We start from the raw sequence: 13069 nt of genomic DNA, 5'->3' as shown, positions 1-13069 counted from the left end.
GCGGATTCGGAGGGCGTGCCGCTTTGAATTCGCATGATGGCTTGCCGCCTCCGCGTGGAACGAAGCCGATCCGCGAACGACCTGCGCGCCGCGCAGCCGGCGCTCACGCGAACGCCGGCTCGCGCGCGCGACGCGACACTGCCTGGGGTTCGCTCCCGGCTTCCTCGCCGACGTCGCGCGTATCGAGCCGGAAGGCCGCGGCCGTGTGCTGCAGATGCAGCGCCTGCTCCTTCAGCGACTGCGCCGCGGCCGCCGCTTCTTCGACGAGCGCCGCGTTCTGCTGGGTCATGCTGTCCATCTGCGTGACCGCGAGATTGACCTGATCGATGCCCGCGCTCTGCTCGGCCGCCGCCGCCGCGATCTCCTGCACCACGCCGGTCACCCGCAGGATCGCGTCTCGCGCGTCGTCGATCGTCGAGCCGGTGCTTTCGACCAGCGTCGCGCCGCTGCCGACGCGTTCCACCGCATGGCTGATCAGCTCGCGGATTTCCTTCGCCGCGGTCGCGCTGCGTTGCGCGAGACTGCGGACCTCGCTCGCGACGACCGCGAATCCACGGCCCTGCTCGCCCGCGCGCGCCGCTTCGACGGCCGCGTTGAGCGCGAGGATATTGGTCTGGAATGCGATGCCTTCGATCGTCGCGATGATCTCGACCATGCGCCCCGATTCGCTCGAAATGTCCTTCATCGCGCCGACGGCCTCGGTGATCATGTCGCCGCCCCGGTTGGCGATGTGCGCCGCGTTGGCCGCGAGTTCGCTGGCGGTGCGCGCGTGCTCCGCGGTCTGCCGGACCATCGCGGTCATCTGCTCCATGCTCGAAGCCGTTTCCTGCAACGACGCCGCCTGGTTCTCCGTGCGCGCCGACAGGTCCGCGTTGCCGTTCGCGATTTCGTTCGCGCCGCACGCGACGTTGTCGGAGGCGCGCTTGATCTGGCGGATCGTGCCGGTGAGCGCGTCGCGCATGCGCTGCATCACGTGCAGCAGGCTCGACGTGTCGCCGCTGCGCGTGGCGATCGCAACGGTCAGGTCGCCGGACGCGATCGCCTCGGCGACCTCCGCCGCGTAGGCCGGATCGCCGCCGATCGTGCGGAGGATGCTGCGGTTCGTCACGGTGACGAGCGCCACCAGCAGCAGGGAGATCCCGACGAAGATCGCGCCCAGCATCCACAGCGAGCGCATGAAAGCGGCGTCGATGTCGTCGACGTAGGCGCCCGTCGCGATGATCCAGTCCCACGGCGCGTAGCGCAGCACGTAGCCGATCTTGGCGACCGCCTTCACCGGCGTCACGTTCGGGTGCGGAAACACGTAATCCACGAAGCCGCCTTCGGGCGCCTGCGCCACCGAGGCGAAGCTCACGTAATGGTGACGGCCGTCGGCATCGGCCGTTGCGGCGAGGTCGCGGCCTTCGAGCGCCGGCTTGATGGGGTGCATGACCATCCGCGGCTTCGAGTTGATCACGAGGAAATAGCCGTCCTCGCCATAGCGGATCTCGCGCAGCCGGGCGAGCGCCTGCTTTTGCGCGTCCGCTTCGGACATCGCTCCGCCTTGCGCCAGCGCCGCATATTCCTTGACGATACTCACGCCGACCTGCCCGACGTTCATGAGATCGTGCTTGCGCTCCTCGATGCGGGTCTCGCGCGATTGCCAGGCGGCGAATACCGATACCGCCAGCAACGCAACGAGACTGATCAGCAGCGGCAGCCATAACTTCTGCGTAAAACGGAGCTTTCGCATCTGCGCCTTCTTCATCGAGGTTGGTGAAGTTCGCGCCGCGGCGCCGCGCAATGCGGCACCCGAAACCAGCGCGGCCGATTTGCCGGCGGACTGACTGGCAAACGGTTCCTGTCCGCGTTATCGGCGCGGCGGGAATAAAGTTTCTAGAGTTAAACCCGCGGTGGGACTTCTTGCGGTTTCGAACGCTCGATCAGAAGCTGATTGCGATTGCCGACGAACGCGTTGAGCATCGACGTGTGGCGGTGTGACAAGCTTGGGGAATTTTTCCGCGAGTGGAGGGGATTTCGCGGGAGTGGGTACTGAACGGTAGCGGGGACGCTAACGCTTGGATTTTGTTTGGTGCCCAGGGCCGGAATCGAACCGGCACGCCTTGCGGCGGGGGATTTTGAGTCCCCTGCGTCTACCAATTTCACCACCTGGGCAGATCTTGCAGCGCACGCGCTGGAACATGGCGCGCGGCGAAGACGCAGATTATGGCCGAAAATCCGGCGACGGGCAAGCCGGCCGCTTTGGGTTCGCGCGAAGCCTTCACGCAAGCGTTCCCGTTCAGGCTCGAACGTATCGGTGAAGCGGATGCCATACGCGCGCAATTATGCAAAAGCCCGCACGGAATGCGATGGCACAATGCGGTTCTGCTTATGCATTGCGTGTTGTCGAGCGTCAGGAAAAATGCCGTGAAAGATGTGCCAAACACCGTTGCGAAGCGCGACTCCCCGTTCCATGTGGCGGGTCACGCCTGCCGACCCGATTGCGGCGCGTGCTGTATCGCGCCGTCGATTTCGAGTCCGATTCCGGGCATGCCGAACGGCAAGCCGGCGGGCGTGCGCTGCGTGCAACTCGGTGACGATTTGCGCTGCGCGATCTTCGGGCAGCCGGAGCGGCCGGCCTGCTGTTCGGGCCTGCAACCGCAGACGGAAATGTGTGGCGCGAACCGCGACGAAGCACTCGCGTGGCTAACCCGGCTCGAAACGCAAACTCAGCCGCAAGCGCAAGCGTCGGCACGCCGATAGCGCGAACGGCGCGCCGCAACCGATGTCAGAAAAAGCTTCCCCAAGGAGATTTCGCATGACCCGATCCGCTGCGCCGACCCGGCGCCGCTTCCTGCTCGCAGCGCTGACAGGCTGCGGCGCGCTTGGCATCACTGTGTCGCTGGCAGCCTGCGCCGCATCGATCTTTCCGTTCATCCCGTCGCACTACACGTTTTCGCAGCAGCAGGTGCAAGACGCGGTGCAGCGCAAGTTTCCGTATCAGCGCACGGTGTCGCAAGTGTTCGATGTCGTGCTGACGCATCCGGTGGTCGGCCTTCTGCCGGATGCGAACCGCGTCTCGGTGAAGCTCGACGCGCGCTTCGCGAGTCCGTTCATGCCGCAGCCGGTCGACGGCGTCTTCACGCTTTCCAGCGAACTCGCTTACGATGCCGCCAGCAAGTCGGTCGTGCTGAAGTCGCCGAACGTCGACAACGTCAGCGTGACCGGACAGGCGCAGGCCTACACGCAGCAGATCAACGCCGCGGCGGGACTGCTCGCCACGCAGTTGCTGACCAATTATCCGATCTACACTTTCAAGCCCGAACAACTGCAATTCGCCGGTGTGAATTACGAACCCGGTACAATCACCATCCTTACAAACGGCATACGTGTGCAAATCGTCGAGAAATGACGCAAGCGCGCGGTCGTCAGGGCCGCAGCGTTATCGTGCGGCCCTTGTTCCAACTATCTACATACAGCGATGAGGGGCACGGATGGACTGGCTATTGGCTTGCAAGGCGCTGATTCTGGGCGTCGTCGAAGGGTTGACGGAGTTCTTGCCGGTGTCGAGCACCGGCCACTTGATCGTCGCGGGCAGTCTGCTCAATTTCACCGATGAACACGCGAAAACCTTCGATGTCGTGATCCAGCTCGGCGCGATTCTCGCCGTGTGCTGGGAGTTCCGCCGCCGCATCGTCAGTGTGGTGGTCGGCTTGCCGAGCCGACCCGATGCGCGCCGCTTCACGCTGAACGTGATCATCGCGACGATTCCGGCAATCGTGCTTGGTTTGCTGTTGGAAAAGTCCATCAAGGCCGCGCTGTTTTCGCCGGTGCCGGTCGCGTTCGCGCTGGTGGCGGGCGGGGTGGTGATCCTGTGGGCCGAAGCGCGCCAGCGCGCGCAAGGCGAGAGGGCGGCGCGCGTGCAGAGCGTGGACGATCTGACCGCGCTGGATGCGCTGAAAGTGGGCCTGGCTCAATGTTTCGCGCTGATTCCAGGCACTTCGCGCTCGGGCTCGACCATCATCGGCGGAATGCTGTTCGGGCTCGACCGGCGGGTCGCCACGGAGTTCTCGTTCTTCCTCGCGATTCCGATCATGTTCGGCGCGACCGGTTACGAGCTCCACAAAGGCTGGCAACTGCTGTCCGCGGATGTGCTCGGCACCTTGGCGATCGGTTTCGTGGCGGCCTTCATCAGCGCGTTCGCCTGCGTGCGCTGGCTGTTGCGCTATGTCGCCGCGCACGACTTCACCGCTTTCGCGTGGTATCGGATCGGCTTCGGGTTGTTGATCTTGCTGGTCGGCTATAGCGGCGCGTTGAGCTGGACCAGTTGAGTTTGTCTTAACCCCGTTGCCATGAGTGCCATGAGTGCCATGAAAAAAGGTCCGCGTTTGCGGACCTTTTTCGTTGCAGCTTGCGAGGCGCGATCAGCGATCAGAGCGCGCCGCGTTTGCGGAACACCAGATCCCAGACGCCGTGTCCGAGCCGCAGCCCGCGGCGTTCGAACTTCGTCACGGGACGATACTCGGGGCGCGGCGCGTAGCCGTCGGCGGTGTTCTCGAGCGCGGGCTCCGCGCTGAGCACTTCCAGCATCTGTTCGGCGTAGTTTTGCCAGTCGGTCGCGCAATGCAGATACGCGCCAGGCTTCAGGCGCGAAACCAGCAAGGCGACGAATTTCGGCTGGATCAGCCGGCGCTTGTGATGACGCGCCTTGTGCCACGGATCGGGAAAGAAGATATGCGCGCCGTCGAGGCTGTCCGGCGCGATCATCTGTTCGAGCACTTCGACCGCGTCGTGCTGAATGATGCGGATGTTCGACAACTGCTGCTCGCCCATCAGCTTGAGCAACGCGCCGACGCCCGGCTCGTGCACCTCGACGCCGAGGAAGTCGTCGTCGGGACGGTGCGAGGCGATCTCCGCGGTGGTCGCGCCCATTCCGAAGCCGATTTCCAGCACACGCGGTGCTTCACGGCCGAACACGCTGTTCCAGTCGGGTTGCTGCGGGGCGAACGGAACCACGAAACGCGGACCGAGTTCATCCATCGCGCGGCGCTGGCCGGTCGAGACGCGGCCGGCGCGTGTGACAAAGCTGCGGATACGGCGCCGGTGCGGGGCTTCCTGTTGCAGCGTGTCGCCGGCGGATTGGCCGTCGGTTTCGCTCGCGGGCGTCGTGAGTTCGTCGGGCAAGCCGGCGTCGTTTGGATCGTGGATCATTGTCGAGACTGCTACAAGGTGAGGACTTCGTGCCGCCACTACAAAAAAGCCGCCTTCATCGAGGCGGCTCGTGCTGGATTCCGCTAGAGGCTCGAGGCTTAGCAGGAAGGTGGAGCGGGCGTTGCAAGTGCGCGTAAGGTAGCACAACCCAAAAGGCGGCGTCCAGACGAGGGTGCTTGCGGCTGGCTTCGGCATCGCCGGCATGATGACGTTTTGGTCACCGTCATGGCCATCCGTAAGTGGGATCACGCAATCCGAGGTCTTCGGCACGCGGGCTTTATCAGTTATTGCCGGCGCAATATGCGTTGAATCCCGAGGGAGAAAAATCGTTTGGGAATGCGGTGGAAGAATGCCGCGGCGGCATTCGCTATGTTCTCGGCCGGTATCACAATGCCGCGTTTGCTCGCCGGTTATGGGAAGTGAATCAGTGGGTTTGAGATGCTGAAAAACGCTGATTCTTTTTGAGTGACAAGCGCAAGAGGATGCAACAGGCGGGACATGCGGTAGATGCAGATTCTTTCGCGTGGCCGCCTGGTTTCTATCTGTCTATCTGGTTCGTCACCAGGCGGGATGGAAAGTATCTGGAGCGGGCGATGGGAATCGAACCCACGGCTCTAGCTTGGGAAGCTAGGGTATTACCATTATACGACGCCCGCAGAGCGCGCTATTTTACTCGGGAACAGGCGGTTAGCGCAAATCGCGCCGCCGCCCGCTTTCACTGGCGCAGCGAGCGCCTTCAGATCACGAAGTAAGTCAACTGAACGGCCGCGCGCGTCACCACCATCAGCAGCACCTGCACGATCACGAACAGCAGGATCGGCGAGAGGTCGATGCCGCCGAGTTGCGGCATCACGCGGCGCAGCGGATTCAGAAACGGCGCGGTCAGTTGATACAGGATCGGCATGGCCGGCGAGCGCGGATTGAGCCATGACAGCAACGCCATCAGGATCGTCAACCAGATGATCAGATTCAGCGCCCACTTGACGAGCGTCAGCACGGCGACGATCAGCAGCGTCGGCGCGAGCGTGAGCGGATCGGCGCCGGTGAGCACCACCATCAGCACCACATAGACGATCGCCGCAAGCAGAGCCGCGACGATACTCGCCCAGTCGACGTTGCGCGTGCTGTGCAGAATGCGCCGCAGCGGCAGCACGATCCAGTTGGTGGCTTGCAGCACGGCGTTCGTGACCGGGTTGTAGGGCGGCATGCGCACGACTTGCAGCCATGCGCGCAGCAGCAGGGCGGCGCCGAACAGCGTGAAGATGGTATTGAGTAGAAAACGGGCGATATCGCCAAACATCTCGTGTCCTTATCCTTCGAATAACGGCCGTTCACCGGCCGCGGGGCGCCGGCGCTGTCCATCGACGCGCCGGCGGTTTCATTTGGGTTCAAGCGCTCTCTCGCGGGAGCGGCGCGTCAAGCATCTTTTCTCAAGCAATCGCGCGGCGCTCCGATTCAGCGCCTCGCGAGTCGTGTTCAACGTCGAACCAGCGCGTCGCGACCCGACCCAAGCCGTTCGACATCAAGCCGAAACCTTGATCTCGCTGATCAGGATCGTGCCGTTGCCAGCATCGGTGTAATTGGGGATGTCCGCGACCAGTTGCTCGGAAGCGGGCTTGAACGCCTTGTAGAAGTCATCCGCGCTGTCGAACAGAAAGTGGCCTGCCGCGACATACGGCGGCGGCGTGCCCGGCGGCCCCGCGTTGATGCCGACGTCGACCGACCAGCCCTTCAGCGACCGCCCAAACAGTTTCGCCGCAAGCGGCATGTGCGTGACGCAGTAATAGTTCACGTCGAAATGGCCGTTTTCCCGGTACGGATAAAGGATGCTGACCTTGATCATTGTTGGTTCTCGTCTGTTGATGCCGAAGCCTGGTCCCTGAGCGTGGTCCTTAACCTGCCCTTAACCCCGGTCCTAAGCTGGTCCTAAGCCGGCTCCTAAGCGCGTCGCTGGCGGATTGCGCGCGGCGCCGGACGTCACATTATCACGGCTTACTTGACGCTTGCACCTGCCGCAGCCGCATTTAGGGAGCGGGTGAGCGATTCCTCCACGGCCTCGGCGATCGCTTCGATCGCGACGGGCGGCGCGGCGCGGCGTCGGGCGAGTTCGACCGCGCGCCGCGACAGCAAGCCGTACAGCGCCGCATGGTCGCCGCCGAAGCCTTCGAGCAGCGCGAGCTGTTTGCGCACGACGCCCGTGTCGCCGCGTGACACCGGGCCCGCGAGCGCGTTGGGCAAACCCTTGTCGCGTGCGGTTTCAATGGTGCCGGCGAGCATCGGCAGCAGCGCGCGCAGCGCGTCGTCTTCGGCAAAGCCCAGCGTGCGCCACAGCGCGACGCATTCGGCGAGGCTGCACAGCGCAAAACTCGCGGCATAGTGCGCGGCGGCGTGATACAGCATGCGGCCGCCCGCCGGAATGGACAGCGGATGGCAGCCCAGCGCGACGGCGAGCGCCGTCAGCGAGCCCTTCAACGGCTCGTCGGCCTCGATCGTGACCGAGCAGCCGGCGATCCTGTCGAGGTCGGCGAGATCGCCGCCAAACAGGTACAGTGGATGAAAGCCCCCGACCGCCGCGCCCTGATCGCGCGCCGGCGTCAGCAGTTCGACCGGCGATGCGCCGCTGCAATGTACGAGCGCCTGGCCGTGCGGCCCGAACCGCAGTGTGTGCGCTGACGTACCGATGCTGTCGTCGGGAACGGCTAAAAAGACGATGTCCGCGGCGTCGACCACCTGTTGGGGATCGTCGAACGCCGCGCACTGCCCGATTTGACTGGCGAGCCGGCTGGCCGAAGCCGCCGTGCGGCTCGCCACCGCGGTGACCGGATAGCCGGCGCGTGAAAAACCGAGCGCGAGACAACGCGCGAGGCGGCCCGCACCGATAAAGCCGAGACGCGGCAAAGAAGACTGGGACATAGGTGCCTGCTCCAGACTGGGACGTTTGAAGGGAATGCCGCAGTATCGCGCATCCGTCCGCCCTGCGGCATGGCCGTGCCGGCTTTCCTCTGATCAGTTCGCGCCCGATATGGCGTGGCTGAGCGCTCATCGGGCGGCGCGCACCCGGTGGGCTCGCAAACTGCTTAAAGTGGACCATGAGATTGGACCATGAACCGGTTTCGCAGTTGTTGTTCCGGGTATTTGTCTCGCAGTCAGATTCGGGAGGTCACCATGAGCATTTTTTCTTACCGAAAACACTTGCGGTTCCTGACACATGCGCAGCGCCGCCGTTGGTGGGAACAGAAAAAGCGTCTTACGCCGCGCGTGCGGATCAGCGGCGCGTATGTTCCACCCAGCGTGTCGCGCGAATTCGTCTATGTGAAAGTCGGTTGAAACAGCGCCGTCTCGACAGCCAGGGAATGCCCGGCGCGATTGCGTCGGGCATTTTGGGTTTTGGGCGTCGGATTGAATCTAATTTGTAATCAAAGATTACCGGTTGCCGGTCGGCCGGGGCGGCGTGGTGGAAAAGCTATAGACCGGCGCGCGTTAAGAAGACATGCAATCCCTTGGTGGGCAACTCACCGCGCGGCCCGCCTGTTGCGGGCAACGCAAGCCGCAAGAGCCGCTCCTTGCCGCGAATTGCAATTTGCAACAAATGCAAACAGCGCTATGCGATCTTTTTCGATACATTGATTTTGTAGCATGCAAGGCATGCGAAGTCGGCGACCACAGTGGGCCGCGCCAGGAGAATAGAAGTGAAAAAGATCGTTCCGTTTGTCGTTGCCGCCGCGCTCGGCGCGGGGCTTGTCGGCGCCGCGCAGGCGCATGTTTCCGTGGGTATCGGCATCGGGGTGCCGATCGCGCCGGCGTACCCGGTCTATGCCGCACCGCCGCCTGTCTATTACGCGCCGCCCCCGCCGGTGGTGTATGCGCCGCCTGTGGTCTACGGTCCGCCCCCTGCGGTGGTGGTGGGTGGCGGGTACTACGGCTATGGCCGTCCTTACTATGGCCGCGGCTACTATCGCGGTGGTTATGGTGGTTATTACGGGCACGGTCGCGGCTACTATCGTCATTGATCGCGGCAACAACGGAATGTACCAACGGCGTAACGCCGGCTTGATCGCCGGGTTACGCCGTTTGTTTTTATGCGGGCCTTTTGAGTTGTTGCAGCGATGAAGCCTTGAGTCCGCGCTCGCGGTGTTTCGCGCCGCCGGCCCAGGTAAAAGATCATCGCGCGGTTCACGTTCCAAAGCATTGTGGAAGCTGGGAGAATGGCGGCTTCGCCACCGCTCTGGAGAGTTTCGCCGATGCAAGCGCTTCCCGCTCCCACCTTCGACGACGTACTCGACGCCGCTGTGCGTCTTGAAGGCGTCGCTCACCGCACCCCCGTTTTGACTTCGAGCACGTTCAACGAGCGCACCGGGGCGTCGGTGTTCTTCAAATGTGAAAACTTTCAGCGCATGGGCGCGTTCAAGTTTCGCGGCGCCTACAACGCGATTTCGCATTTCGACGCGGAGCAACGCAAGGCCGGCGTACTGACGTATTCGTCGGGCAATCATGCGCAGGCGATCGCGCTGTCGGCGCGCCTCGCGGGCATCAAGGCGACGATCGTGATGCCGCACGACGCACCCGCGGCCAAGGTGGCGGCGACGCGAGGCTATGGCGGCGAGGTGATCACCTACGACCGCTATACCGAGAATCGCGAGGAGATCGGCCGGCGGCTCGCCGAAGAGCGCGGCATGACGCTGATCCCGCCATACGACCATCCGCATGTGATCGCAGGGCAGGGCACCGCGGTGAAAGAGCTGATCGACGAAACCGGCCCGCTCGACATGCTGTTCGTTTGCCTCGGCGGGGGCGGGCTGATCGGCGGCAGCGCGTTGTCGGCGGCGGCGCTGAGTCCGGCGTGCACGGTGATCGGCGTCGAGCCCGAGGCGGGCAACGACGGTCAGCAATCGCTCGCGCGCGGTGAGATCGTGCATATCGACGCGCCGCGCACGATCGCCGACGGCGCCGCTTCCACGCATCTGGGCGATTACACGTTTGCGATCATCCGCAAACTGGTTGCGCGAATCGAAACGGTCAGCGACGCGCAGTTGATCGAGACCCTGCGTTTTTTCGCGCAGCGCATGAAGATGGTGGTCGAGCCGACGGGCTGCCTCGCCGCAGCCGCGGTGCTGAACGGCGTCGTGCCGGTGAAGGGCAAACGCGTGGGCGTGGTAGTGAGCGGCGGCAACGTCGATCTCGAGAAGCTCGCGCAGTTTCTCGCCTGAGCCTGGTTCGTGAGCAGGCTTCCGCTGCCACGCTTGCTGCATCTAAAGCGAAGACGGCTCGTCAGCCTCGGCTGCGAACCGTCGTTATGAGCTTGCCGCGTGCGCGGTCTGCACGATCAGATCGCGATACCCGTTGACGATCACGCTATACGAGAAGTACGCGAACAGCAGCGCCGACAGCACATGACAGGCGCGCAGCAAACCGGTGCCGGCGCGTTTGCGCCCGTGGCTGCCGAGTCCGCAGATAAAGACCGTCCAGCACAGACCGCCGAGAAAGAAGCCGCCTAAAAACACCGGCGCGGTCGTCGCGCTCGTGGCGCCGGCTTTCGCGATCAATGCGCCGCCCACCGCCGCGAACCACAGAATCGCCGAGGGCGACGACATCGCCAGCAACACGCCGCGCAGAAAACCGCGCCACGCTGACAGATGCGGCGCATCGGCATCCGCCTCGCCGGCCACGGGCGGCGCCGAGGCCGGGAACATCGCCTCGCGCGCCATCTTCCACGTCAGAAAAAGCAGGATCGCCGCGCCGCCGATCCACACCACCCAGCGCACCGACTCGAACTGCAACAACGCGGCCATGCCCGCGAGCGCGAGCGCCGCGTAAATCAGATCGCCGATGCAGGAACCGAGGCCCAGCCAGAAGCCCGGCTTGAAGCCGTGCGACAGCGTCAGCGAAATCATGGCGACGTTCACGAGACCGATATCCAGGCACAGCGACAAGGACAGGAAAAAACCGTCCGACATCATTGAAAAGGCATGCATCCGCGCAACGGCTCCGTCAGCTTCGTTATTCAGTCTTGTTGTACCGATCGCCCTACAGGCCCAACTCGTTCCACAGCGTGTCGATGCGCTGCTTGACCGCGTCGTCCATCACGATCGGGCGGCCCCATTCGCGGTCGGTTTCGCCAGGCCATTTGTTCGTTGCGTCGAGTCCCATCTTCGAGCCGAGCCCGGCCACGGGCGAGGCGAAATCCAGGTAGTCGATCGGCGTGCGGTCGACCAGCACCGTGTCGCGCGACGGGTCGACGCGCGTGGTGATCGCCCAGATCACCTCCTTCCAGTCGCGGATGTTCACGTCCTCGTCGACCACGACGATGAACTTCGTATACATGAATTGCCGCAGGAAGCTCCACACGCCGAACATCACGCGCTTGGCGTGGCCGGGATAGCTCTTTTTCATCTGCACGATCGCCATCCGGTAGCTGCAACCTTCGGGCGGCAGGTAGAAGTCGGTGATCTCGGTGAATTGCTTCTGCAGCAGAGGCACGAACACTTCGTTGAGCGCGACGCCGAGCACGGCCGGTTCATCGGGCGGTTTGCCGGTGTAGGTGGAGTGGTAGATCGCGTCGCGCCGCATGGTGATGCGCTCGACCGTGAAGACGGGAAACCACTCCTGTTCGTTGTAGTAGCCGGTGTGGTCGCCGTATGGACCTTCCAGCGCATGTTCATAGCCGGCCGACGCGCCCTTGGCCGGACGCGGCGGAGCGCCTGCGGGAGCGGCCGAGGGCGTGCCTTCCTGCGGATGGATGAAGCCTTCGAGCACGATCTCCGCGCGCGCCGGGACCTGCAAACCGTCGACGCCTGGCGTGATGCACTTCGCGAGTTCGGTGCGCCCGCCGCGCAGCAGCCCGGCAAACTGGTATTCGGACAGCGTGTCCGGCACCGGCGTGACCGCGCCGAGGATGGTCGCCGGATCGGCGCCCAACACCACGGCCACCGGATAGGGCTTGCCAGGATTGCGCAATGCGAACTCGCGGAAATCGAGCGCGCCGCCGCGGTGCGCAAGCCAGCGCATGATGAGTTTGTTACGGCCGATCAGTTGCTGGCGGTATATGCCTAGATTTTGTCGGCTCTTATTCGGGCCTCTTGTGACGGTAAGACCCCATGTGATCAGCGGGCCGGCATCGCCCGGCCAGCAGGTCTGAATCGGCAGTTTTTCGAGGTCGACATCGTTGCCTTCCCAGACGATTTCCTGGCAGGGCGGCGCGCTCACCGTTTTGGGCGCCATGTCCCAAACCGCCTTCGCGAGCGAGAACAGCTTGCCGGCATCCCTGAACCCTTTCGGCGGCTCCGGTTCCTTCAATGCGGACAGCAGACGGCCGACGTCGCGCAGCGATTCGAGTGCGGCGCCGTCGCCTTCACCGGCTTGCGTGTCGATGCCCATGCCGAGCGCGACGCGGCGCGGGGTGCCGAACAGGTTGCCGAGCACGGGAAACGCATGCCGCTGCCTGCTCTCGAACAGCACGGCCGGGCCCCCGGCGCGCAGCACGCGATCGCATATCTCGGTCATTTCCAGGACGGGGGAGACGTTTTGCGAGATACGGCGGAGTTCACCGATCTGTTCCAGGCGGCCGACGAAATCGCGCAGGTCTTTGTATTTCATCTGTTGCGGTTCAGAGCCGCGCAAGCGGCGAAAAAGGAGGGCGCGGCAAGCATTTGCGGCACCAAAACGATTGTCGATTTTACCTGTGTTGGCTGACGCACGTGGATCGGCCAAACGGCCAGGTTCGAACGAGAGAATCGAGATAGCTCGAGAAGGGCTTGGCGCGCGGTTTCGAGTGGCCTGAGCGCCTTTCATTATTACAATTAGTTATAGTTTTGCCTATCTATAGTGTTGACGATCTATAAAACGCTGAATAGAATCCGTCCACGTTGGTTGCAGGGCGTGA

At 63.7% G+C, this 13069-nt stretch carries 13 protein-coding genes and 2 tRNA genes; 6 read left to right on the top strand and 9 right to left on the bottom strand.

All coding sequences use genetic code 11. The features are described from left to right. Positions 1 to 103: 103 nt before the first annotated feature. The gene (locus ACOCG7_RS26760) at positions 104 to 1732 is read right to left on the bottom strand and encodes a methyl-accepting chemotaxis protein (protein ID WP_347142947.1); all 1629 of its coding nucleotides are present in this window, start codon (positions 1730 to 1732) and stop codon (positions 104 to 106) included. A 337-nt stretch (positions 1733 to 2069) separates the two neighbouring features. Continuing rightward, positions 2070 to 2154: transfer RNA gene (locus tag ACOCG7_RS26755), tRNA-Leu, on the bottom strand. A gap of 252 nt (positions 2155 to 2406) precedes the next feature. Here ACOCG7_RS26755 and ACOCG7_RS26750 point away from each other — a divergent pair. The 3 genes from ACOCG7_RS26750 to ACOCG7_RS26740 all read left to right on the top strand — a co-directional run bounded on the left by ACOCG7_RS26750 (position 2407) and on the right by ACOCG7_RS26740 (position 4310). Beyond that, entirely contained in the window at positions 2407 to 2742 is a 336-nt protein-coding gene (locus ACOCG7_RS26750; RefSeq protein ID WP_084561348.1) for a YkgJ family cysteine cluster protein, read from the top strand. A gap of 55 nt (positions 2743 to 2797) precedes the next feature. Further along, positions 2798 to 3391, top strand: coding sequence for a DUF1439 domain-containing protein (locus ACOCG7_RS26745; protein WP_073427061.1), 594 nt, complete (start codon positions 2798 to 2800; stop codon positions 3389 to 3391). Positions 3392 to 3473: 82 nt separating this feature from the next. Continuing rightward, positions 3474 to 4310, top strand: a complete 837-nt coding sequence (locus tag ACOCG7_RS26740; RefSeq protein WP_073427062.1) for an undecaprenyl-diphosphate phosphatase — start codon at positions 3474 to 3476, stop codon at positions 4308 to 4310. Between the two features lie 100 nt (positions 4311 to 4410). Here ACOCG7_RS26740 and trmB read toward each other — a convergent pair whose 3' ends face one another. The 5 genes from trmB to ACOCG7_RS26715 all read right to left on the bottom strand — a co-directional run bounded on the left by trmB (position 4411) and on the right by ACOCG7_RS26715 (position 8103). Further along, a complete protein-coding gene (gene trmB / locus ACOCG7_RS26735; RefSeq protein ID WP_073427063.1) occupies positions 4411 to 5190 on the bottom strand; it encodes a tRNA (guanosine(46)-N7)-methyltransferase TrmB in 780 nt (259 codons plus the stop codon). Between the two features lie 582 nt (positions 5191 to 5772). Beyond that, positions 5773 to 5846 (bottom strand) — tRNA-Gly (locus tag ACOCG7_RS26730). Positions 5847 to 5926: 80 nt separating this feature from the next. After that, positions 5927 to 6490 (bottom strand): YggT family protein, encoded by a 564-nt coding sequence (locus ACOCG7_RS26725; protein ID WP_073427064.1) that lies wholly within the window; start codon positions 6488 to 6490, stop codon positions 5927 to 5929. Positions 6491 to 6712: 222 nt separating this feature from the next. Beyond that, a complete protein-coding gene (locus ACOCG7_RS26720; RefSeq protein WP_073427065.1) occupies positions 6713 to 7033 on the bottom strand; it encodes an EthD family reductase in 321 nt (106 codons plus the stop codon). A gap of 149 nt (positions 7034 to 7182) precedes the next feature. Beyond that, entirely contained in the window at positions 7183 to 8103 is a 921-nt protein-coding gene (locus ACOCG7_RS26715) for a Rossmann-like and DUF2520 domain-containing protein (RefSeq protein WP_073427066.1), read from the bottom strand. A 252-nt stretch (positions 8104 to 8355) separates the two neighbouring features. On the opposite strand from ACOCG7_RS26715, the gene ACOCG7_RS26710 reads away from it, so the two are divergent. From ACOCG7_RS26710 to ACOCG7_RS26700, 3 genes are all read left to right on the top strand, one after another. Beyond that, positions 8356 to 8517, top strand: coding sequence for a hypothetical protein (locus ACOCG7_RS26710; RefSeq protein WP_167363262.1), 162 nt, complete (start codon positions 8356 to 8358; stop codon positions 8515 to 8517). 362 nt (positions 8518 to 8879) lie between these two features. Then, the gene (locus ACOCG7_RS26705; RefSeq protein WP_073427067.1) at positions 8880 to 9200 is read left to right on the top strand and encodes a hypothetical protein; all 321 of its coding nucleotides are present in this window, start codon (positions 8880 to 8882) and stop codon (positions 9198 to 9200) included. Positions 9201 to 9431: 231 nt separating this feature from the next. Next, positions 9432 to 10397: a threo-3-hydroxy-L-aspartate ammonia-lyase gene (locus tag ACOCG7_RS26700; RefSeq protein WP_073427068.1), complete on the top strand. Its 966-nt coding sequence runs from the start codon at positions 9432 to 9434 to the stop codon at positions 10395 to 10397. Positions 10398 to 10481: 84 nt separating this feature from the next. Here ACOCG7_RS26700 and ACOCG7_RS26695 read toward each other — a convergent pair whose 3' ends face one another. Both ACOCG7_RS26695 and ACOCG7_RS26690 read right to left on the bottom strand, forming a co-directional pair. Next, on the bottom strand, positions 10482 to 11162 hold the full coding sequence (locus tag ACOCG7_RS26695) for a LysE family translocator (RefSeq protein WP_073427069.1): 681 nt from the start codon (positions 11160 to 11162) through the stop codon (positions 10482 to 10484). A 52-nt stretch (positions 11163 to 11214) separates the two neighbouring features. Continuing rightward, on the bottom strand, positions 11215 to 12783 hold the full coding sequence (locus ACOCG7_RS26690; RefSeq protein WP_073427070.1) for a UbiD family decarboxylase: 1569 nt from the start codon (positions 12781 to 12783) through the stop codon (positions 11215 to 11217). Positions 12784 to 13069: the final 286 nt, after the last annotated feature.

The sequence above is a fragment of the Paraburkholderia sp. DD10 genome (assembly GCF_049177125.1).
Lineage (GTDB): Bacteria > Pseudomonadota > Gammaproteobacteria > Burkholderiales > Burkholderiaceae > Paraburkholderia > Paraburkholderia terricola.
The sequence above is the reverse complement of the archived record's forward strand: the minus strand, read 5'-3'. Positions and strand labels throughout refer to the sequence as shown.